The organism is Aestuariivivens sp. NBU2969 (assembly GCF_019931125.1).
Taxonomy (GTDB): Bacteria; Bacteroidota; Bacteroidia; order Flavobacteriales; family Flavobacteriaceae; genus Aestuariivivens; species Aestuariivivens marinum.
The window spans coordinates 38,354-59,994 of sequence record NZ_JAIOUU010000016.1; the positions used below are offsets into that span (position 1 = coordinate 38,354).

The 21,641-nt window shown below is 34.6% G+C and carries 21 protein-coding genes and 1 tRNA gene; 4 read left to right on the forward strand and 18 right to left on the reverse strand.

Annotated features, from left to right (window positions below; genetic code table 11):
- Nucleotides 1–22 precede the first annotated feature (22 nt).
- From dapB to K7G79_RS11385, 12 genes are all read right to left on the reverse strand, one after another.
- The gene (gene dapB, locus K7G79_RS11330; protein ID WP_223551699.1) at nt 23–724 is read right to left on the reverse strand and encodes a 4-hydroxy-tetrahydrodipicolinate reductase; all 702 of its coding nucleotides are present in this window, start codon (nt 722–724) and stop codon (nt 23–25) included.
- A gap of 2 nt (nt 725–726) precedes the next feature.
- Nucleotides 727–1,344 (reverse strand): DUF5683 domain-containing protein, encoded by a 618-nt coding sequence (locus tag K7G79_RS11335; protein WP_223551700.1) that lies wholly within the window; start codon nt 1,342–1,344, stop codon nt 727–729.
- Nucleotides 1,334–2,245 (reverse strand): ParB/RepB/Spo0J family partition protein, encoded by a 912-nt coding sequence (locus K7G79_RS11340; RefSeq protein WP_223551701.1) that lies wholly within the window; start codon nt 2,243–2,245, stop codon nt 1,334–1,336. Before K7G79_RS11340 ends, K7G79_RS11335 begins: the two co-directional genes overlap by 11 nt.
- Nucleotide 2,246: 1 nt before the next feature.
- On the reverse strand, nt 2,247–3,011 hold the full coding sequence (locus K7G79_RS11345) for a ParA family protein (RefSeq protein ID WP_223551702.1): 765 nt from the start codon (nt 3,009–3,011) through the stop codon (nt 2,247–2,249).
- A 120-nt stretch (nt 3,012–3,131) separates the two neighbouring features.
- Nucleotides 3,132–5,267, reverse strand: a complete 2,136-nt coding sequence (gene scpA, locus K7G79_RS11350; RefSeq protein ID WP_223551703.1) for a methylmalonyl-CoA mutase — start codon at nt 5,265–5,267, stop codon at nt 3,132–3,134.
- On the reverse strand, nt 5,268–5,909 hold the full coding sequence (locus K7G79_RS11355; protein WP_223551704.1) for a hypothetical protein: 642 nt from the start codon (nt 5,907–5,909) through the stop codon (nt 5,268–5,270).
- A 1-nt stretch (nt 5,910) separates the two neighbouring features.
- Nucleotides 5,911–7,284, reverse strand: coding sequence for a methylmalonyl-CoA mutase subunit beta (locus K7G79_RS11360; protein ID WP_223551705.1), 1,374 nt, complete (start codon nt 7,282–7,284; stop codon nt 5,911–5,913).
- Nucleotides 7,277–7,600: a septum formation initiator family protein gene (locus tag K7G79_RS11365; protein WP_223551706.1), complete on the reverse strand. Its 324-nt coding sequence runs from the start codon at nt 7,598–7,600 to the stop codon at nt 7,277–7,279. Before K7G79_RS11365 ends, K7G79_RS11360 begins: the two co-directional genes overlap by 8 nt.
- Before the next feature lies 1 nt (nt 7,601).
- On the reverse strand, nt 7,602–8,207 hold the full coding sequence (udk, locus tag K7G79_RS11370) for a uridine kinase (RefSeq protein WP_223551707.1): 606 nt from the start codon (nt 8,205–8,207) through the stop codon (nt 7,602–7,604).
- A gap of 46 nt (nt 8,208–8,253) precedes the next feature.
- The gene (locus tag K7G79_RS11375) at nt 8,254–8,673 is read right to left on the reverse strand and encodes a cytochrome c (protein ID WP_223551708.1); all 420 of its coding nucleotides are present in this window, start codon (nt 8,671–8,673) and stop codon (nt 8,254–8,256) included.
- 62 nt (nt 8,674–8,735) lie between these two features.
- Nucleotides 8,736–9,860 carry a PQQ-dependent sugar dehydrogenase gene (locus K7G79_RS11380; RefSeq protein ID WP_223551709.1) on the reverse strand — a complete coding sequence of 375 codons (1,125 nt, stop codon included), beginning with the start codon at nt 9,858–9,860 and terminating at the stop codon, nt 8,736–8,738.
- Between the two features lie 18 nt (nt 9,861–9,878).
- On the reverse strand, nt 9,879–12,107 hold the full coding sequence (locus K7G79_RS11385; protein WP_223551710.1) for a TonB-dependent receptor domain-containing protein: 2,229 nt from the start codon (nt 12,105–12,107) through the stop codon (nt 9,879–9,881).
- Nucleotides 12,108–12,282: 175 nt separating this feature from the next.
- Between K7G79_RS11385 and K7G79_RS11390 the strand changes: the two genes are divergently transcribed.
- Nucleotides 12,283–12,357 (forward strand) — tRNA-Pro (locus tag K7G79_RS11390).
- Nucleotides 12,358–12,460: 103 nt separating this feature from the next.
- Here K7G79_RS11390 and K7G79_RS11395 read toward each other — a convergent pair.
- Nucleotides 12,461–13,201 carry a sulfite exporter TauE/SafE family protein gene (locus K7G79_RS11395; protein WP_223551711.1) on the reverse strand — a complete coding sequence of 247 codons (741 nt, stop codon included), beginning with the start codon at nt 13,199–13,201 and terminating at the stop codon, nt 12,461–12,463.
- A 322-nt stretch (nt 13,202–13,523) separates the two neighbouring features.
- On the opposite strand from K7G79_RS11395, the gene K7G79_RS11400 reads away from it, so the two are divergent.
- Complete coding sequence (locus K7G79_RS11400; RefSeq protein ID WP_223551712.1) at nt 13,524–13,697, forward strand: hypothetical protein; 174 nt, start codon at nt 13,524–13,526, stop codon at nt 13,695–13,697.
- A gap of 155 nt (nt 13,698–13,852) precedes the next feature.
- On the opposite strand, the gene K7G79_RS11405 is transcribed toward K7G79_RS11400, so the two are convergent.
- Nucleotides 13,853–15,757, reverse strand: a complete 1,905-nt coding sequence (locus K7G79_RS11405; protein WP_223551713.1) for a sigma 54-interacting transcriptional regulator — start codon at nt 15,755–15,757, stop codon at nt 13,853–13,855.
- Nucleotides 15,758–15,932: 175 nt separating this feature from the next.
- On the opposite strand from K7G79_RS11405, the gene K7G79_RS11410 reads away from it, so the two are divergent.
- A complete protein-coding gene (locus K7G79_RS11410; RefSeq protein ID WP_223551714.1) occupies nt 15,933–16,493 on the forward strand; it encodes an OsmC family protein in 561 nt (186 codons plus the stop codon).
- Nucleotides 16,494–16,585: 92 nt separating this feature from the next.
- Entirely contained in the window at nt 16,586–17,272 is a 687-nt protein-coding gene (locus tag K7G79_RS14805; RefSeq protein ID WP_223551715.1) for a GNAT family N-acetyltransferase, read from the forward strand.
- Between the two features lie 256 nt (nt 17,273–17,528).
- Here the strand turns inward: K7G79_RS14805 and K7G79_RS11420 are convergent, their stop codons facing one another.
- From K7G79_RS11420 to K7G79_RS11435, 4 genes are all read right to left on the reverse strand, one after another.
- Complete coding sequence (locus K7G79_RS11420) at nt 17,529–18,752, reverse strand: MliC family protein (RefSeq protein ID WP_223551716.1); 1,224 nt, start codon at nt 18,750–18,752, stop codon at nt 17,529–17,531.
- Between the two features lie 64 nt (nt 18,753–18,816).
- Nucleotides 18,817–19,176, reverse strand: coding sequence for a hypothetical protein (locus K7G79_RS11425; RefSeq protein WP_223551717.1), 360 nt, complete (start codon nt 19,174–19,176; stop codon nt 18,817–18,819).
- Nucleotides 19,177–19,375: 199 nt separating this feature from the next.
- Nucleotides 19,376–20,422: an ACR3 family arsenite efflux transporter gene (arsB, locus tag K7G79_RS11430; RefSeq protein WP_223551718.1), complete on the reverse strand. Its 1,047-nt coding sequence runs from the start codon at nt 20,420–20,422 to the stop codon at nt 19,376–19,378.
- A gap of 338 nt (nt 20,423–20,760) precedes the next feature.
- Nucleotides 20,761–21,609, reverse strand: a complete 849-nt coding sequence (locus tag K7G79_RS11435; RefSeq protein ID WP_223551719.1) for a GNAT family N-acetyltransferase — start codon at nt 21,607–21,609, stop codon at nt 20,761–20,763.
- Nucleotides 21,610–21,641 lie beyond the last annotated feature (32 nt).

Here is a 21,641-nt window from a genome sequence, read left to right on the forward strand (position 1 = left end):
AAGATTTAGTATTGGAAAATTATTAAATTCCTAGAACATCTTTCATGCTAAAAACCCCCTTTTTACCTACTAACCATTCTGCTGCAATAACGGCGCCTAGAGCGAACCCTTGGCGGTTATGTGCAACATGCTCTATATTGATGGTGTCTACTTCACTTTTATAGTGAATGCTATGGGTTCCGGGAACATCTGCTATACGCTTAGAAACAATAGGGATTGTATTTTCACTGGCCTCATCTAGTTTCCAAGCATTAACATTATTGTGATTTTCAATAATATCATTGGCCAAAGAAATAGCTGTACCACTTGGCGCATCCAGTTTTTGGGTATGATGAATTTCTTCCATACTTATATTGTATTGATTGAGTGAACTCATCATTTTTGCTAAGGTCTTATTTAGTTCAAAAAATATATTTACGCCCAAACTGTAGTTCGAAGCATAAATAAACCCACCTTGTTTTTCCTTGCATAATGCCACAGCCTTATCGTAATCATCTAACCATCCTGTAGTCCCAGAAACTACAGGTACATTGTTGTTCAAGCAAAGAGCAATGTTGTTGAATGCTACATTTGGGATACTAAAATCTATAGCCACATCGGCCTTGGTGACATCAAAGTCTTTATCATCTTTATCGACTGTAAGTACGATGTTATGGCCTCTATTAATAGCTATTTGCTCTATGGTCTGCCCCATTTTTCCGTATCCTAACAAAGCAATGTTCATATCTAAAATTTAAAATTTAAAGTTAAACCCAAATTACCTTTAGCATCAATCTCGTTTATTCTATAATGTGGTGACAAAGATAGGTTATCGTCTACATTATATTGTAATAAATGCGCATCAACATTAGCATCGATAATATTTAGGGCATAAATTCCTATGGTTATTAATAGAGAGAGTTCTTTATTTCTTCTATAAAATTTTTGTGCACGTTGTAACCCATCGTCCGTAATCCGAGGTGTGGTTAATTCTTCACCTTGGGGTCCAAAGTAAAATTCGTCTGTTTTAAAACCGGCTAAACGACTTTTATAGGCATCTCTGTATCTATTGTATTCCTTATTGTTGTTGATGTAAAAATAGATTCCAGTACCCAAGGCACCATATACAAGAGGAATTTTCCAATATTTTTTGTTGTAGGCTTGTCCTAAGCCTGGTAATACTGCCGATAAAAAAGCAGCTTTAGCAGGAGATAGCGGATTGATATCTTCACCAAACGTTATGGCTTCTTCATTTATAATCTTTGGAGAGCCTTCTTGGTTTTGATTCTCTCTGTCTTGGGCAAGAATTGAAAAACAAAACAGTAGAGAACATATACTCGCTGCTATACTATTTTTATTTGGCACTCTGAACTAATTTTTTAATACGGTTAAAATCTTCTTCGGAATGGAACGGTATAGTGATTTTTCCTCTTCCGTTTTTAGAAACTTTAACGTCTATTTTATGTCCAAAGTATTCTGAAAATGCAGTAATTCCTTTTTTAATATACTTAGGAATGTCTTCTTCTGTAGTTTTATTGATACTTGTTTTTGATTCTGGCGAAGAGTTGTAGTTGCGCACCAATTCCTCGGTTTCCCTAACAGAAAGTTTATTGGCAAGGATATTTTCATAAATATCCAATTGTGATGCTTGGTCTTCAATAGTAATTAACGCCCTGCCGTGTCCCATACTTATAAAGCCATCTCTCATACCTGTTTGAATAATAGGGTCAAGCTTTAGCAACCTCAAATAGTTGGCAATAGTAGAACGTTTTTTTCCAACACGTTCACTCATCTGCTCTTGGGTTAAATTAATTTCATCTATTAAACGTTGGTAAGATAATGCAATCTCTATGGGATCTAAATCTTGGCGTTGAATGTTTTCAACCAAAGCCATTTCCAGAGATTCTTGGTCGTTGGCAATCCTAATATAGGCAGGAATGGTTTCCAATCCTACAAGTTTGGATGCCCTGTAACGGCGTTCACCAGAAACCAATTGGTATTTGTTGAAATCTAATTTCCTAACCGTTATGGGTTGTATAATCCCCAATTCTTTTATGGATGATGCTAGTTCGCGAATGGACTCCTCACTAAAATTGGTTCTAGGTTGAAACGGGTTAACCTCAATAAAATCAATATCCAACTCAATGATATTACCTATAACTTTATCGGCATTTTTATCCTGAACCGATTGAATGTCATTTTCAGGATCTTTTAAAAGCGCCGACAACCCTCTACCTAAAGCTTGTTTTTTAGTTGCCTTAGCCATATTAATCGTTTTTATTGATAATTTCCTTTGCCAAACTTAAGTAATTCGTTGCACCTTTGCTACTGGCATCGTAATTAATTATGCTTTCACCGTAACTTGGAGCTTCGCTTAACCGTACATTTCGTTGAATAATAGTTTTGAATACCATATTATTGAAATGTTTTTGTACTTCTTCCACCACTTGGTTAGATAATCTTAAACGTGAGTCGTACATGGTTAACAGTAATCCTTCTATGTCCAACTCAGGGTTATGGATTTTTTGAACACTTTTAATGGTATTCAATAATTTTCCTAAACCTTCCAAAGCAAAATATTCGCATTGGATAGGGATAATTACTGCATCTGCAGCCGTTAATGCATTTAGGGTGAGTAAACCCAGTGATGGCGCACAATCTATGATAATATAATCATAAGCTTCTTTAATTTTGCTTATTGCTGTTTTGAGCATGTATTCTCTATTATCCTTGTCTACAAGCTCTATTTCAATTGCCACTAAGTCTATGTGAGCCGGTATGGCATCTAGATTAGGGGTTTCGGTTTTTATAATGGCCTCTTCAGCCGTATTGGAATGCTCTAAAAGTTGGTAGGTGCCTATTTTAACAGATTCTACATCAATTCCAATACCCGAAGTAGCATTGGCTTGCGGATCGGCATCAATAAGCAAGACTTTTTTTTCTAGAACACCAAGTGAAGCTGCTAAGTTTATGGACGTTGTGGTTTTGCCTACACCTCCTTTTTGATTAGCAATAGCAATGATTTTACCCATTAAATGATTTGGTTTTGTAAGCGGTAAAAATACAATTATTTATGAGGAATAAAAATGGAACTTGTTAACAGTATGTATAAAAATGTATATCTATAATATAATGTGTTTGTAGATAAAAACCTAATCAATTAAAATATCAAGAATGGTGATAGCCGTATCGCTTATTTTGGTTCCGGGACCAAAAACAGCAATGGCACCTGCATCAAATAAAAATTGATAGTCCTGTTTGGGTATTACACCGCCCACAATAACCATAATATCATCTCGATCATAAGCTTTAAGGGCTTCAATAACTTGCGGCACCAAGGTTTTATGACCTGCTGCTAATGACGATACACCTAAGACATGTACATCGTTCTCAACAGCTTGTTTAGCAACTTCTTGTGGTGTTTGGAATAACGGTCCAATATCAACATCAAAGCCAATATCTGCATAGCCAGTGGCCACTACTTTTGCCCCACGATCATGACCGTCTTGTCCCATTTTTGCGATCATTATACGTGGTCTTCTACCGTCCTGTTCGGCAAAAATATTTGCCAATTGTTGGGCTTTTTTAAACGACTTATCGTCTTTTATCTCTTTACTGTACACGCCAGAAAATGATTTTATTTCAGCTCTAAAACGTCCGAAGGCTATTTCCAAAGCATTGCTTATTTCACCTAATGTGGCACGTGCTCGGGCAGCTTCAATTGCTAAAGCCAGTAAGTTGGTATCTGTTTTTTTCGAATTTAAGGAATTTTTTGCTGCTTGGGTTAAATCGGTAAGAACACTTTTAACTTTAATATTATTTCTGTGGGCTTTTATGGTATTTAAACGTGCTATCTGTTGGGTTCTAACGGTTTGGTTGTCAACTTCTAAAGTTGTAATTGGGTCTTCCTTTTCCAATCGGTATTTATTGACACCTACTATTAAGTCTTGCCCAGAATCAATACGGGCCTGTTTTTTTGCAGCTGCCTCTTCGATACGTATTTTAGGTATGCCGGCCTCAATGGCTTTGGTCATGCCTCCCAAAGTTTCAACTTCTTCTATAAGCAGCCATGCTTTGTGTGCAATGTCGTGTGTTAGTCTTTCGACGTAATAACTTCCAGCCCATGGATCGACAGTCTTAGTGATTTTGGTTTCCTCTTGCAGAAACAATTGGGTGTTTCTGGCTATACGTGCCGAAAAATCGGTGGGCAGGGCAATGGCTTCATCCAAGGCATTGGTGTGCAAGCTTTGTGTGCCACCAAAAGCAGCGGCCGCTGCTTCAATGGTGGTTCGAGCCACATTGTTGAATGGGTCTTGCTCTGTTAAGCTCCAGCCCGATGTTTGACAATGGGTGCGTAATGTCAATGATTTTTCATTCTTTGGCTTAAACTGCTTCACTAATTTAGCCCAAAGCATGCGTGCCGCACGCATTTTTGCGATTTCCATAAAATGGTTCATGCCAATGGCCCAAAAGAAGGATAGGCGAGGAGCGAAGGTATCGATATCCAAGCCTGCCTTAATTCCTGTTCTAAGATATTCCAATCCGTTGGCTAGGGTATAGGCCAATTCAATATCGCAGGTAGCTCCAGCTTCCTGCATATGGTAGCCTGAAATACTAATACTATTGAATTTAGGCATGTGTTTACTGGTAAATTCAAAAATATCTGAAATGATTGTCATGGAAGCTGTTGGCGGATAAATATAAGTGTTACGAACCATGAACTCCTTTAAGATGTCATTTTGAATGGTGCCCGATAACTGCTGCAAGTTAACTCCTTGTTCTTCAGCTGTTACTATATAAAAAGCCATAATGGGTAAAACCGCACCGTTCATGGTCATGGAAACACTCATTTTATCTAACGGAATCTGATTGAAGAGAATTTTCATATCCTCGACTGAATCTATAGCCACACCTGCTTTTCCCACATCACCGATCACCCGTTCATGGTCGCTGTCATAACCTCGATGGGTAGCCAAATCAAAGGCTACGGAAAGCCCTTTTTGTCCTGCTGCTAAATTACGTCTATAAAAAGCATTGCTTTCTTCGGCAGTAGAAAAACCAGCATATTGCCTGATGGTCCAAGGTCTCCTAACGTACATGGTGCTATATGGACCACGTAAATAAGGCGGAATACCAGCGGTAAAGTTGAGATGCTCCAAGTTTTCAATATCATCCTTGGTGTAAGTCGATTTTACCATAATACCTTCCGCAGTTTCAAAGCACTTTTCTTCCCGCTTATAACTTACAGTTTCAGGCTTTAGGCTAATATGTTGGAGGCTTTTTCGCATTTAGTGATTGTGCTCTGTATTAGTACCCAGTTTTGATTCGTTAGTGTTTCTTGAGCTGATTGAAGAAAGGTCTACATCAAATAATTTTGCGTAAAATAAATCAAAAGCTATATAAGCCGCTAGGTATTTGTCCCTAATGGCTAAGCTATACTGTGAGCTTAATGGTGCTCCAAAAAGTTTAGGGCTCATGCTGTTGGTAGAGACCAGGGCGTTAAGCGTTGTTTTTAAATCCTTGTTTTGAATGTTATTGGCGATACAGTTAAAAAAAGTGCTGTTATAATTTAAATGACTTTTTGGGTTATTGGCGTCCCATAAATCATTGTCATTCTTTAAGGCTTGAAAAACCTTTGCTGTATGTGGTGACACCATTTCGGTATATTTTGCACGATTGTATATTGCATCTCGAACAAACTGTGAATAAGCCCTTAATTGATTTGGGTTTGGGTTGTTTTTACCATAAAAATTAACCACATCACTTTCGAATGCAAACAAGGCTTCATTATATAATTTAGTATCTAGGGTTTCGCAGTTTAACACTATACCTTTGTCGGTGAATTCAAAATCGGTAAAAGATTGTTCTTTTTTGCAACCTAGCAGGGTTAAAACAAATAAAAAAGTAATTAAATTAAGTTTTGAGTTCATATTACTGTTCATTTTTTAAACGTTTTTGTTCTAATGTTCCAGATAACCGATGTTCTATAATAGGTTCTATTAATGTTTTTCTGGGTTTGGTTTTTACAAAAGGATAAAGCTCCAGATTGTCTTTTATTTTATCATTAGGATTGGGATACTTGTTGGTGCCTAATAAAATTTCATCACCATTGTTAAAGGCTGTTTGTTCCTTTTGAGCACTTTCTTTTATCTTACGCTGAATGGTACCATTTTTAAGCTGTTTTAGAAAACCTCCATTGGTTTCAATATCCTTAAACAGTTTTAAGGCTTTTTCGGCTAATTGCTGGGTTAGGGTTTCAATATAATAAGTGCCATCGCAGGGATTATTCACTTTATTGAAGTAACTTTCATGTTTTAAAATTAGCAGTTGGTTTCTAGCGATGCGCTCACCAAAGGCATTGGATTTATGGTAAATGGCATCGTAAGGTAAATTACAAATTGTGTTGGCACCTCCTAAAATAGCACTCATGCATTCGGTGGTTGTTCGTAACATGTTGGTATTATAGTCGTAAAGCGTTTTATTGCGTTTGGTAGGGGTCGCTAAGATATGACAATCGGTATTGACTTGATATTCTGAAGCCAGTGTTTTCCAAAGTAACCTTAGTGCCCTTAGTTTGGCTATTTCGAAGAAATAATTAGTGCCAATTGAAACATTAAAAGTTAATTGAAGTGACTGCTTTGTTTGTCCCGCAATGACAGAGTTATCCAGATAATTCAAATATTCATTGGCATGAGCCATGCTATAGGCCAATTGCTGTACCATGGTAGCTCCTGCATTTTGATATAGTGATGTATTAACGGTAAATGATTTGGTGCTTTTGAGGATGTCTTCAAATTGTTTAAAATCTCCATTTAGGGTATTGAACCAATTTCCTGATTTGGCAAGATTTCCTATAATATCGGTATGAACAAATATAGACTTTGAATCCAAGGATGATAATTTGCTTATAAAATCATCAGAAACAAATTGTAATTCAAAATGAAGAGAAGTTTTGTTTAAATCGATGCTTTTCAATAAGTTTTTTAAAGAAATATTGGCATGGGGCAAAACAAACTTGATGCTATTTGAACCACATTCAATGGCATCAATGGCCTTTGTATTTGCTTTTTCTGCATTTGAAACAAAAATAGCTTGACAAATTTTCCATTGGGTAGCTTTGGTCTTTGAAATTTGAAGAGGTTCCTTAAAATCTTCAGCATGGTAAAAGGGCTTTACGGCAATATCCTCATAGGTATTCCAAACAAGAGTATTGTTATAGTCTGCTCCTTTTAGATCGAACTGAATTTTTTGTTTCCACTGCTTGGCCGAAACATCTTTAAAATCTTCAAACAAACGGTTATTCATTTGGTTTGGTTTTTAAGCTGTCTTCATATTCAATAATATAAATTTCTTCGTTTTCCCGTTTCATATAATACTCTTCCCTTGCAAATTTTTCCAAACCTTCATCGGTTTTTAAATTTTCAATGGCTTTGTTATCCTTTTCAATTTCCCTTTTATAATATTCCTTTTCGGCTTCTAATGCATCAATGTCATTATTAAGTTCATTATGTATTAGCCACGAATTAGTATCAAAAAATAGCATCCAAACAACAAATCCTATAATGATGATCACAAACCAGTTTTTAAAGGGTTTTAAATATTTCTTTTTTAAGATGCCCATTTTAAAGTTTGTTGTATATAATAGTTTTAACGATATCTATAGCCACTGTGTTGTATTTATTGTTTGGTATGATGATGTCTGCATATTCTTTCATTGGTTCAATAAATTGGTCGTGCATGGGTTTTAGCGTGGTTTGATATCGGGTGAGCACTTCGTTTAAATCCCTGCCACGTTCAGAAATATCTCGCTTTAAACGCCTTATTAGGCGTTCGTCTGTATCGGCATGAACAAACATTCTTATATCGAACATGTCCCTAAGTTCAGGATTGGTTAAAATTAAAATACCTTCAACAATAATCACCTTTCTGGGATGGGTTAAAATAGTGTCTCCCGTTCTATTGTGCTTAACAAATGAGTAAACAGGTTGGTGTATTGGTATATTGTTTTTCAGGTCTTTTAATTGTGATACCAATAAATCAAAATCAATAGATCTTGGATGGTCAAAATTAATATTTACACGTTCTTCATAGGTTAAGTGTGACGTGTCCTTATAATAGGAGTCCTGTGAAATCACACCAACTTCGCCTTCGGGTAGTTCATTTAGTATTTGATTGACAACCGTGGTTTTGCCACAGCCAGTACCACCAGCAATTCCTATAATTAACATAATTCATGTTTGAGTTAGTCTTACAAAATTAATTAAATGTTGAAACTTATTTTTTAATTTTAAAAACTTCTTCTTCCGTCACCATTTTATCATTTTTATTACCCCAGCTGTTGGTAATATAATTCATCACATCAGCAACCTCATCATCACTAAGTCCTAAAGGCGCCATAATGCCATTGTAAGTTTTGCCATTTACAGTTATTTCTCCTTGCCGACCATATTTAATGCCTTTTATGCTTTCCTCACGATTTTTTATTAGAAAATCTGATTTTGCCAATGGCGGATTAACCGTTTCAACACCTTCTCCATTGGGCATATGGCAGGTAGCACAGAAATCGGTATAAATTTCACTGCCGCGTGCGATACTGGCTTCTAAAGGTGTTTGTTGGGTTAGGGGTTCTTTGTTGTTGGGGTTTAATAGGTAAAGTGATGTTAAGGTTATGAGGTATATGGTGAATAATTTCATGTGCTAAATGCTTCTTAATTATAGTGGTTAACCACTGTTTGAAATTTTTATTTCTATAAATACTATTGTTTTGGAACTATTTTGTAAATGCCTTTTCCTTCTACGGCTATATAGATATATCCATTAGGGGATTCAATAACATTTCTTACTCTACCAATATCTTCAAATAGCTTTTCGCGTTTTATAACTTTATTGTTTTCCAAAACAAGACGTTCTAAGTACTTAAACTTTAAAGAGCCTACAAGCACATTGCCTTTCCAATCGGGGTATTCATTTGAAGATACAATAGTCATTCCAGAAGGAGCAATGGAAGGGACCCAATAGAACAAGGGTTGTTCCATGCCTTCTTTTTCGGTTAAATCGGTAAAGGAGGTACCGTCGTAATTAATACCATAAGATATTATGGGCCAACCGTAATTTTTTGCTTTTTGGATGATATTGATTTCATCGCCGCCCTGTGGGCCGTGTTCGTTTACCCAAATGGCACCTGTAAATGGGTTTTTTACCATCCCTTGTGTGTTTCTGTGTCCATAGCTAAAAATAGCGGTTTTAGCGTTTTCGGTATTCACAAAAGGGTTGTCGGCGGGTATACTGCCATCATCGTTTAGCCTATAAATTTTACCGCCGTCTTTGGTGATGTCTTGTGGATTAACGTCCCTGTTACCCCTATCTCCAACCGAAAAGTATAAATATCCCTCATTGTCAAAAGCGATTCTAGATCCCCAATGCTGCCCCTTTTTGGTGTTAGGTACTGCTTTATACAGCACTTGCTTTTCTACCAGAGAATTACTGCTTAGTTTTGCTCGCATTAAAGCCGTATTTCCACCATCACCTTCGCCTTCCTGTGAACTATAGGTCATGTAAATCCACCCATTGTTTTCATAATCGGGATGCAATTGTATATCCAGAAAACCACCCTGACCTCTAATGTATACTTCTGGCGCGCCTTCGATAGTGGTTTTTTGTCCATCCTTAAAATGAATGAGTGTCCCTAATTTTTCGGTAATTAGCATACTGCCATCAGGCAAAAAAGCTAAGCCCCAAGGTATATTTAAGTCTGGAACAATCAATTCTGTACTGTAATTTAAAGCAATCGGATTTTCAGCTTTTACTTCAGATTCTGTTTGTTGTGCACAAGCTGCACATGCTATAAATAGTATAATTAGAAGGGAGTTAATCTTTTTCATGATATACAATTCAATGTTTTAAAATATATAATTTAAAATGCATCCTGTAAAGTAATTGGTAGGGTTTCCGGGATAATAATATCGCGGTGCACTTCCATTAAACCCAGTAGCGTTAATTAGTATTTGTGAGGCATAATGCGTGTCAAATATATTGTTTATACCCATAAAAACATTAACTTTTAATGATTTATTAATACTTAAAAGGTACCCCATTTTTAAATGGGTTAAATTATAACTGTTAGAGTACAGGCTATTACTATCTGTTATTGGCATGCTTCCAACATGTTGATGGGTTATATGTCCATATAGTCCTAGATTAAAATTAATATCTAGCCCCGCATTAAGCACATTCGAAGGAACCCCTGTTAGATCATTTCCGGAGAAGTCGTTGTTGTCGTCTATAAATACTTTGAACTTATAATTGTTTAATGAGTAGCTAATAAAAGAAGTCATTTTAAGTGTTTTGGTTTGCAACCAATTATAGTTTAAATCCAGTTCCAGACCATTGTGTCGTGTTTTACCAGCATTGATGCCTATAAACTCATCAAAATCTGTTCTTCTGGAGACCAAAAGATTTTTAATGGCTAAGCGATATATAGATAACTGAAACCGAAGCTTGTTCTTTAGTGCCATACCACGAGAACCGATTTCAAAATTCCAACCAGTTTCAGGTTTTAATTGGTTGTTAATTTGACCATTAGGTAAAAGTGTTTCATTAGCTGAAAGCGGAGAGAAGCCATGTGAGATACTGGAAAATATGCTAATATCCTTGAAGGCTAAATGATTCACCCCAAGTTTTGGAGAGACTATGTTCCTGTATTTATAACTTCCCGATTGATCTGGATTTACTTGGGATACAGGAAACTTGTCATCTAATTTATAAGCCGTTTTATTAAGATTCAAACCTAAGGATAGGGTGGTGTTTTTCGAAACTTCTAAATAGGATTCTGTAAAAATATTGTAATAACTTCTATCTTCTTTAAAGTTAGTTAATATATTACCTTTTACACTTCCTGTGCCGATAGGGAAATCTTTATACAAGTTTTCAATTGTTTTGTATTTGTACAAATCCTTAAATAGTTCTATTCCAATAGTCCATTTTAGTTTTTTATTTAACCATTTTGTATTGCCTAAAAGACGTGTTCTTAAACCTATGCCCCATGTACTTTCATCCAGAATGTTAAAAGGTCTGGGTTCATAAGCTTTTCTGTATGAAGTAAACAAACTAGTATGTTGGATTAGTTTTGTGTTAAAGTCGTGTTGCCATGATAGCCCTAAAATAGCCCGCTCACTATCTTCGTAGCCCTGTGCTTGCCCCCAAGTAAAAGCTGCTTTCTTGGGGTTGTTCATAAAATCATCTTCGTTAAGCGAACTCGGTATATAAGCTTTTAAGTCAACGTAACTGGTTAAAAAGGATAGTTTGTTTTTTGCATTTAAGAAGTGATTGGTATTAAAAGTAAAAGTCTGCCTAGTATAGTTGTTGTTATCGCGGTAACCATTACTATCCGTATTGCTATAAATAGCATTAACACTATTTTTTGTGCTTCCAAAATTTAGATTTATAACCTGTTTGGAGAGTCCGAAAGATCCAAAAGAAAACTCAGTGTTTATGTTGGTTTGGTTAAATAGGGTATTTTTGGGTTTAAGTTGTATAACACCACCTAGACCAGCACCATAACTGCTGGATACAGCACCTTTAACGATCTCGAAACTTGAAATGGAAGCAAGCTCAAAATCTTCAATAGTAGTTTCGCCACTGCCATTGGTTAATGGAATATCCTTAAAGTAGGCTCTAATTTTTGAGGTTCCAAAGTCAGTTCTAGATCCAATGCCCCTTATCGTGATTCTATTAGTATTAAGAGCCCCACTTTGCATAAAAATGCCTGGTACTCTGTTTAAAACATGAGAAAAATTAATATTATTTGAACGTTGGATATCTTTTGTAGTAATAAGGTTTAGTGATGCTGTTGAGGTTTTTAGTACTTTAGGGATAATGTTAGACTGAACAATAATTTCATTTAACAGAGAAGGATTTTGGTTTAATTGAATAACATAAAAAGTGTTTTTCTTTAATTTAAATGGTTTTGACATATAACCGTCTTTTTTAAACAGGTAAGTGCCTTCCGTTAAAACTTGAAAAGTACCATCAAAAAGTGAGAAGGTCTTGGTTTGGTTATCGTTATTGATGATTATAACATCTGGCAGTGCTGTACCATTTTCGCTTTCAATAATTTTGCCTTTTATCATAGCTTGTCCATAACCTAAACTAGATAAGGCTAAAAAAAAATAAATTAAATATCTATTTATAAACAAATGCACTATGCTACTTGCAATTATTGGGCTAAAGTATAGTTTTTGTAATAAAAAATTAAAAAAATATGATTGCGATACAGATAAATAAAATTATATTTGCATCCCTTTTCGGGGTGTAGCGTAGCCCGGTCATCGCGCCTGCTTTGGGAGCAGGAGGTCGCAGGTTCGAATCCTGCCACCCCGACTAACCTAGGTTAGGTTAAAATAAAAACATTGTTAATCGTATGATTTTCAGTGTTTTTTTTGACCAAAACAATATAGATCATAGGTCTTGTTAGCTGATTGCATTATTCAATTTGTGTTATGAAAATTCTAAGTAAAGTAGTAATACCAATAAACAAAATGAATAATAATGACAATCTTCGAAATTTTGATTGTGGTATATAAGCCAAAACCTTTTTGCCTATAAAGGACCCAATCAATCCAATAACAAATAAAAATGGTACATACTTTAAGTCATGTTTATGAATGTAACCATTGTTGTAATAAACAAATGTTCTGGAAAAGTCTATTATAAAATCAATAAAAGCCGATGTTGCGATAAATACACTTTTTTCTAAGTTAAAAGCGGCCATGGTTAAACCGCGGATCGCACCACCGGTGCCAAGCAATCCAGCTGAAAATCCGGACAGGGACCCCCCAATTATAGCATTTTTGTTTTTTGCATGAACTACAATTTTATTTTTTATTAGAAATAAAATACTCAAGCCTATAAGAAATATTCCTAAAAAGATTTCTAAAAAGTACGTATCAAGAAATTTTGACATTATACCTCCCAGAACAACAAAAACTACAGAGGGAATTCCAATATATAGTAATAGTCTTATGTTCAATCCCTTTTTAAAGAGGAAAATTTTACTCAAATTACTCGACAAATGAAAAATTGCCGTCAATCCAAGTACAGAATAGAAATCGAAATAAAAATTTCCTAGCGGAACAAAGAACACCGAAGATCCAAAACCACCAATAGTACCAATTATTTCGGCTGCTAATGCCAAAAGTAAAAATACATAATTCGTATCCTTCATTTAATTTATGTATTTAAGCTTTAACTTTTAGTTGGGGTGTTTGTATAGGGTCACAAAGCAAGATAGCAAAATTGTGATGATTTTCAACTAGGAAAAAGAGATATTAAAATTGTGCGTTGTAGGCTTGAACTTGCAACAAAAAACGGATATTTTTTAATGACTATGCACAGGATTAATTAAATGATGAAATTTGTATTCTATTTTTTTAGGTGATTTTTTGTAATTTAAAGAAGCTTTCAATCGTAGTATTATATCGATAATCACCTTTTCTGTCCCTATTGAGCGACCTATTCATTGATGATAGTAATTTTCTAAACTTCTTATGAATCGTATTGTATGTTCCTATTGGAATGGAAAAGTATATCTAAAGTTATCTTACATTTATCAATTGCCATTTTTACAAGCAGGTATGATGGTTTGGTTGGTTTACGGTCTAAGGTTTAACTATCAGGCTATGACCTATCTGTTATATTGGTTAATGAGCATGGTTTTATAAGTTATTCGAGAAATTGTCTGTGTTCCTCATTTATTAGTTCAATAAACCAGTCCTCCAGAGAGAAGTAGAATAGGTTTTTTTACCTTTTGTATAATAATGCAATAGCCATCTGTTACTTCTAATTTATCATGAATATAATTTTTGGGTTAAAAATATTACATTGCCATTCTCTTTATTGAGAATTTATTAATTTTAGAGGTAAGCGTCGTTCTAGGAATTTTTAATAACTCGGCAGCCCCATCTGCTCCTGATATTTTCCAATTTGTTAGATTTAGTGCTTTAACAATATTTTCTCTTTCAATATGTTCCATTTCTTTATAGGTAAAAATATTTGAAGTATTCAAAACCTTTTTTTCTTTAATAGGAGGAACTGGTAAAAATTCATTTAAACTTAAATTGCCATCACTACTGGTTATCACATATCGTTCTAAAACATTTTGTAATTCCCTGACATTTCCTGGCCAGTGATAGTTATATAATTTTTTGATATCTGATTTCGATAGTGGATATATAGATAATGCATTTTTTTTTGTTAGTTTATCCAAAAAGGCAGTTGCCAGAAGTTCTATGTCTTTACCTCGCTCTCTTAGTGCAGGAATTTGTATGGGAAAAACATTAAGTCTATAGTAAAGGTCTTCCCTGAATGTTCCTTTTTCTACCAGTTCTTTTAAGTCTCTATGAGTGGCAGCAATTATTCTCACGTCCACACTTTTAGTTTCCGAACTCCCAACAGGTTCAAAAGTTCCTTCCTGTAAAACCCTTAATAGTTTGACTTGAAGTGTTAAAGGTAATTCTCCTATTTCATCAAGAAAAAGGGTGCTTTGATCAGCCAAGGAAAATCGACCTTCCCTAGCGCTCATGGCACCTGTGAAAGCTCCTTTAACGTGTCCGAATAATTCACTTTCTATGAGTTCTGAAGGGAGGGCAGCACAGTTTAAAGTAATCATACTCTTGTCTTTACGTTCACTAGCGTCATGTACAGCTTTGGCGAATAACTCTTTACCGGTTCCAGTTTCTCCTTGAATAAGAACATTGGCTCCTGTGGGACCAACTTGGCTTACCAGTTCAAGACATTTTTTAATAGAATCACTCCTGCCAATTATATAATCAAACTGTTGCGATTTAATTTTTTCCTTAAGCATGATGGTTTCAGTATTTAAGGCTTTGATTTTTATTTTATCGGAAACCTGCTCCTTTATGTTTTTAATGTATAAAACATAAAACATTTCATTATTGAATTTATAGCATGAAAGATTGATGTCTGCTGGGAAAGATTCTGTTTTTGAATTAAAGCATAGCAATGGTTCATTAATATGTAGGGCGCCAAATTTATTGCTTAATACCTTGTGCTGAGGAAGAATTGATTTTAACTTAGAATACGATTTGGCACTAAACAGTTCTTTTATATCCTTGTCTAAAAAGGAGTTGGTATTTCGAGTAAATAGGGTGGTGGCCGCTTCATTTACTTGTGTGATTTTAAAATCGGCATTAAACTCTATTATAGCATCAGAGGTGCCGTTGACCAATCTGTTGAGTTTAGACTCGCTTTCAATTATTTTTTTTTGTACTTTTTCCCTTCTCAATTCTGCTGCTGCCCTAGACGCAAAGATTTTGAAAATAGCAAATACCTCTGGGAGTTCAGCCATGGGTTTATTGTCTAACAAGGCTAAATGACCAATTACACTACCATCATTATCTCTTAACGAAATACCCATATAGCTAACCGCTCCCAAAGGTTTTAAATCGGGATCTTTTGGATAGAGTTGTATAACATTTTTTGGAATATGGCAGATATCCTCACTTCCCAAAACAGGTTCACATGGCGTATTGGCTACGTTGTATATGTATTCGTCTACAAAAGCTCCATCCAGATAAAAAGCAAGCGCATTTAGCTTGTTTTGTTTAGGCCAAAATTCGGTTACCCAAACGCCATATACGTCTAAAATTTCAGCGAGATGTTTAACAAGAGCCTTAAAAAAGTCTTTTCCTGTGTGCGAGGATGTCGTTTCAATAATTTGCTTAAGTGCAATTAATCCAGGTATTCTTTTTTTTTCTCCCATAACTATAACCTTTTATCTGTTTAACGAAATTAAGTTACCTAAAAATTTAATAATGACGAAATATCGACATTTAAAATTTACAACACAATTTATAATATACTGGTATTCAATGCTTTACAATTTTGGCATAATCGCTGCTTAATAAGAATCAGTATTAACTTAAAAATTTAAAAAAATGGAAACATTACAAAGACAAGTAAACGGATTCAATTCAAAAGATATAATGGATACCGTTGGAGCAATTCAAGCTAACCCAGAAATTGCAAAATTTAAATTTAGAGCCAGAAACAAATGGATTTCTGGAGGACATAACCGAAGTACTATTCAGGATTTCTATGGAGGATGTACAGAAGATGAGACTAGAAAGCATCCATTTGTATTTGACAACAGTGAACCACCAATTTTATTGGGAAATAATGAAGGTGCAAATCCAGTGGAATTTATTCTTCATGGACTGGCCGGATGTATGACTACTACAATGATGCTTCATGCTGCAGCAAATGGCATCGCTGTTGATCATGTAGAGTCCTTCTTGGAAGGTGACCTAGATGTACAGGGGTTCCTTGGGTTAGATGATACGATTAGAAATGGGTATCAAAAAATTAGGGTAAACTTTAAGATTGAAGGAGACTTGACAGAAGAAGAAAAACAGAAATTAATATCCTTTGCTTATAAGTCGCCAGTATTTGACATTGTGACTAACAAGGTACCTGTATCTCTACAACTTCAGGATTAAATTAAGTTTTGTATTTGGAAAAAATAACAAGGACCCATTTTGGGGGTCTTTGTTGTTTTTCTGATAGGTTATTAAATTAAAAAGCAGTGCACGTGAATACACAAGAGTATAAATTAGACAATCCTGTCTGGTATTCTTTAAATGAATTAGATAAACCATATTCTATGGAATGTGATGGATTGAAATTTTATAACCCAGAATATTGTCCTTTTTTGGCATTGGCACCAAATAGAAGGAAAATAGAAGCAATGTTTGACGCCACCAACTTTAATGATGACCTATATGTGTTTGGAAAAAAACCTTCGATTGGAATTGGTCTTACTTTTAGTGGTTATCTATCTTGTTGCCAAATGATTCTTAAAAAACCAATTGGTATAAAAATCAAGGAGCGTATTGTTGAATTGAAATCAAGAAAACAGAAAGCTGAACTATCAAATTTGGTTAAATCTATACTTCCAACCCTATTTAAAAATAAATCATCAGATTTGGGAAATTATTATGGGATATATAAAAGGAATAAGCTGGTAGCTGCTCTTGGAGAACGAATGAAAATGGATGGATATACAGAAATAAGTTCAGTGGTAACCCACCCAGAGCATATAGGAAACGGCTATGCCAAGCAACTGCTAAAACATCTTACGGATCAAATTTTAAATGAAAATAAAACCCCTTTTTTACATGTTGTCGAATCCAATAAAGCTGCTATCAAATTGTATGAAAACTTAGGATTTGTAACAAGACAAAAATTAGATTGCTGGATTTTAAGACGTGTTATTTAGGGCTTTTAAAACAGTGCCTAAACCGTTTAGTGGAGTTTGGCCAGTTGACCACGTGTTTTTTACTGCTATTGGCGATAGCTTTTTGTTCTCACATCGATTTATACTTGTCATGTAATCCTATCCCTGAAAATATCATAGGAGTACATTTTTCAATTTTTGAAATTCTTGTCAAAATCTTTGCCCCTAAAATATAGCTAAGGTTAAATATATTGCTATTGCTTAACTCTCTTTCAAATTTGTTTACATATTACCCCAATCAATATTCAATGACCTTATCCACCACAAATTTTCTAGATGCTTCTCCATCCTTTAACTTGTATTGTATTTGGCGTGTGCCTCCTGTTGGATTTGAATTTGGATCATCATCATTATATATAGGGAATCGCTGAACGAAAGTAGTTTCTACAATAGCAAATTCATCATGCCCCATATATCCCTTATTAAGCTCCTTGTTTTCAAAAATTGAGGGCATGTATATCTGACTCATTGATTTACCATTATTTACAGAATAACCAATTACGCTACCATAACTGCCACTCCCTGTAGAATTAATATACACCAGTACTTCGGGGAATCCGTCTGCATTTAGATCTTCGATTTCTGCATTTGTTACTTCGCCTTCAATATCGTGTGTAACCGCTGTATTTTGTTGGGTTAGACCATAAGGGTTAATGGTTAATTGGTTGGTGTATTCCTTTCTTACCGATGAAATATTAAATCTAATATTTTCCCATGAAAGTACTTTTTTGTATCGCGTTTTGTCAATTTGTGACTCATCTGCATTACCAACAATCAATCTGTATTTCCCCTTTAGGCTAGCACCTCCGTTACAGTAATATAGCAAAACACTGTCCTGATCTTTATTTTCAGTATCTATTGAAATGTACCCATCTTCAAAAGAAAATAATATAATTGCATCGTTTTCATAGGCTTTATAATTGTTTTCATCAACTTTGTAAGCCATGGTATTCAATGTGCAGGTCGGCTTTTTTTTATCTGCACGAGAACGTACACTAATATTTAATTTATTAATTCCGCTATTACTAACATTTACAGCAATCCAATCATAGCCTTCGTTTCTTTTCTCGTAAAATTCAGAGACATAAGTTCCAATATGTTTTGAGGTATCACCATCAAATAATACGCCTTTAGAGATGGGGTTGTTATTTTTATAAAAGGTATATTCTTTTCCCTTACTCCAAAAAACATAACCATCTGCACTTTCATATTTAGAGCCACTTCCAGAGTGAACATGAGCCATTTTATACAATTTGTTATTGGCGATGTCTTGAAGATAGATACTGTCTTTCATAATTTGCAATTCATATTTTTGAATTCCATCGTTAGAAATATAGGTTATCGTTTCCCTGAATGTTTTTTCTACTTGTTTCTTTGTATTGTTAGTGCTTTCATTTTTACATGCCGTTGTGAAGCTTACGATAACCACTAAAATTGTAATTGATTTAATAATATGTTTCATTTCACTATAGTTTACAATGGGTCAAAATATGTTACAAAGTTTCTCATGCATGTCATGACCAACTTTAGCTTTGTAGGATATGGTTTTTATTTAAAAAACTCTTATTGTCAAATTGTTCCAAAATTTGTCCATTAGCGTCCGCATCATAGACGTGCGTTCCTCCAGCAGCGAAAGTGAAATAAATACAATTGTTTGAACTTACATAAAGACCTTTACTTTCTCGACTTGTGGTTCCTACGCCACGATGATCTGATTTTTCGATCTCATGATCAAAAAATAAAGCTTCATGGTTTCCATTGGAATAGTCATATTTAAAAATAGATCCCTGGTCTTTATTTCCACCATTAGAAAGCGGAAATACTAGCGTTTGTGCATAACTAAAACTTTGTACAAAAAATAGAAGAAGAAGTAATTTTGATCTCATGATAAAACGTTTTATTCAAAGTTACTAATTTAATTAATGTTTTTTCTGATCACGGCATAGAAATATGGCTATAGTTTAAAAATTGATTTTATACAACTGCCTTTCGTTTCACAAGGTTACTTTTATTAAACATATCTTAAGTTTACCAACACCATAAAAACAATATAATGTTTGTGAATATTAGCAAAAGTGTAAGGTTTTAAGCGTTGGTTTTGCCGTAATACTTTTTACGTAACCAAAATGAAACCCGAACCAATAAAATTAAGGCTGGAACTTCAACTAATGGCCCAATCACTCCAGCAAATGCCTGTCCTGAATTGAGTCCGAAAACCGCAATAGCTACTGCAATTGCCAATTCAAAATTGTTTCCTGCTGCTGTAAATGCCACCGAAACTGTTTTGTCGTATTCTATTCCCATTGCTTTGGTAGAGAAGAAGCCAATAATAAACATTAGCGTAAAGTATACTAAAAGCGGAACGGCGATTATAAGAACGTCCATTGGTATTTCAACAATCAATTCTCCTTTAAGCGAAAACATAATCACAATAGTAAATAACAATGCGATTAAGGTCATTGGCGATATTCTAGTAATAAATTTCTTTGTATACCATTCCTCACCTTTTAGTTTCACTAAAATTAATCTGCTTAAAATGCCCATTAAAAACGGGATGCCTAAATAAATGGCAACACTTTCTGCAATTGTCCCGATAGAAATATCTACAATGGCACCTTCAAAACCAAAATAGGGTGGAAGAACTGTAATAAAAATCCAGGCATAAAAACTATAGGCAAAAACTTGAAAAATACTGTTCAATGCTACTAAACCGGCACCATATTCGCTACTGCCTTCAGCAAGGTCGTTCCAGACCAAAACCATTGCGATACAACGGGCCAAACCAATCAAAATTAGTCCTACCATATACTCCGGATAATCCCGTAAAAACACAATAGCTAAAAAAAACATTAAAACAGGACCAATTATCCAATTTAGAACGAGTGAAATAGAAAGGGTTTTGGTGTTTTTAAAAACCGAGGGCAATAAGGCGTAATTGACTTTGGCCAAAGGCGGATACATCATTAAAATCAATCCAATGGCAATTGGGATATTTGTTGTTCCGCTACTTAATGAGTTTATGATATTTGGAAAAGTTGGAATGAAATATCCAATACCAACTCCAACAGCCATAGCAACAAAAATCCATAATGTTAGATTTCTATCAAGGAAACTTAATCGTTTTGTGGGCATTTTTATGAGTTTGTTTTAGAGACATGTAAACGGTCTCGTTCTAAAAATTATGATAACACTTTTAGTAAACGAACGTTACCGTTTGCCCGAAGGGTGTGGTCGTTCGTCTGGAAGTAAAAATACGAAAACTTGCTAATGTTTATGTTGAAGAAGTAAGAGAATACAAAACCATGGTGTTTAGTTGATGTTTAGCAGGGGCGATTCCATTCAATAGTAGTAAATCAAATTTTTAATACCTATAAATTTGTACTTTAGATCATGCTAATGAGAGTATAAACCAAATCAAGGTAATGCATGCAAATTGCAAACAACAGTTTTTAACTCGGTTCTTGATAACTTTAGTTTTTATTGATTTTCAATTCCATTTCTAGCTGTTCCAGATCATTTTTAAATCCTATTGAATCAAAAAAGTTGGTTACGCTTTCGGCTTTTTTATCCACATTAATTATAGAAAAAGTGTTTCCGTGCTTTTTTGCCAGTTCGTTTATTAAACTCGAAGCTATTCCTTTTTTTCTGAAATCTTTATGAGTGGCAATTTGTTGTACGCGTTTGGTTTCTGGATTGTAAATAATATAACCAACGAACTGGTTTTTAAGGTAAGCTCCTAATGCAGTGTTTTCTGTCCTTAGTTTTGTCATTACCTTTTTCGAGTTTTGCCAAGTGGGGTTTATATCCCAAAAAGATTCCATTACCTTCCATGGATAGGTTTGAAGTTCTTTAATAGCTACCTCTTTATTTGTTTTATTAGGAATAAATTCTCCTTTATAACATACTAATTCCCTAACTGTTTTAAATCCAGATTTTTCATAAGACTTTATAGCTTGAATATTTTTAGCTATAACTTCAAGTATAATTTTATCGATTCCCTTCTTTTCTAAGATTGGCAAATTAAAACGGTACATTCGTTTAGTTAATCCAGAACCTCGTTTTTCGGGAATAACACCTGTTCCGCCATTATATACTACCTTTTGATTGTTAATGGTGTCAAACCCGTGTAGAATGAAAGCAATGAGCTTTTGATTTTCAAATACACCAACTGACAATTGGAGGTCAGTTTTATCAGCAATCATTTTTGATGTTAATTGTTTGGAAGTTAATTTGAAAGGAATGAAATAGTCAGAAAATGATTCATTGAAGACATTCAAAATGTCTTTATTATCAATTCCTTCTAAACTTCTTATTTCCATTAATTTTTCAATATACAGCTATAGCCGTTTTG

Coding starts and splice junctions, on each gene's coding strand:
- udk (WP_223551707.1), bottom strand. CDS start 8,207: ATGTTAATTATAGGAATTGCTGGTGGTACTGGCTGTGGCAAAACCACG.
- K7G79_RS11365 (WP_223551706.1), bottom strand. CDS start 7,600: ATGGGCATCTTAAAAAAGAAATATTTAAAACCCTTTAAAAACTGGTTT.
- K7G79_RS11385 (WP_223551710.1), bottom strand. CDS start 12,107: ATGATAAAAGGCAAAATTATTGAAAGCGAAAATGGTACAGCACTGCCA.
- K7G79_RS11400 (WP_223551712.1), top strand. CDS start 13,524: ATGAATCGTATTGTATGTTCCTATTGGAATGGAAAAGTATATCTAAAG.
- K7G79_RS11345 (WP_223551702.1), bottom strand. CDS start 3,011: ATGGGTAAAATCATTGCTATTGCTAATCAAAAAGGAGGTGTAGGCAAA.
- K7G79_RS11355 (WP_223551704.1), bottom strand. CDS start 5,909: ATGAACTCAAAACTTAATTTAATTACTTTTTTATTTGTTTTAACCCTG.
- scpA (WP_223551703.1), bottom strand. CDS start 5,267: ATGCGAAAAAGCCTCCAACATATTAGCCTAAAGCCTGAAACTGTAAGT.
- K7G79_RS11405 (WP_223551713.1), bottom strand. CDS start 15,757: ATGGGAGAAAAAAAAAGAATACCTGGATTAATTGCACTTAAGCAAATT.
- K7G79_RS11360 (WP_223551705.1), bottom strand. CDS start 7,284: ATGAATAACCGTTTGTTTGAAGATTTTAAAGATGTTTCGGCCAAGCAG.
- K7G79_RS11340 (WP_223551701.1), bottom strand. CDS start 2,245: ATGGCTAAGGCAACTAAAAAACAAGCTTTAGGTAGAGGGTTGTCGGCG.
- arsB (WP_223551718.1), bottom strand. CDS start 20,422: ATGCCCACAAAACGATTAAGTTTCCTTGATAGAAATCTAACATTATGG.
- K7G79_RS11380 (WP_223551709.1), bottom strand. CDS start 9,860: ATGAAAAAGATTAACTCCCTTCTAATTATACTATTTATAGCATGTGCA.
- K7G79_RS11425 (WP_223551717.1), bottom strand. CDS start 19,176: ATGAGATCAAAATTACTTCTTCTTCTATTTTTTGTACAAAGTTTTAGT.
- K7G79_RS11395 (WP_223551711.1), bottom strand. CDS start 13,201: ATGAAGGATACGAATTATGTATTTTTACTTTTGGCATTAGCAGCCGAA.
- dapB (WP_223551699.1), bottom strand. CDS start 724: ATGAACATTGCTTTGTTAGGATACGGAAAAATGGGGCAGACCATAGAG.
- K7G79_RS11420 (WP_223551716.1), bottom strand. CDS start 18,752: ATGAAACATATTATTAAATCAATTACAATTTTAGTGGTTATCGTAAGC.
- K7G79_RS11410 (WP_223551714.1), top strand. CDS start 15,933: ATGGAAACATTACAAAGACAAGTAAACGGATTCAATTCAAAAGATATA.
- K7G79_RS11435 (WP_223551719.1), bottom strand. CDS start 21,609: ATGGAAATAAGAAGTTTAGAAGGAATTGATAATAAAGACATTTTGAAT.
- K7G79_RS11375 (WP_223551708.1), bottom strand. CDS start 8,673: ATGAAATTATTCACCATATACCTCATAACCTTAACATCACTTTACCTA.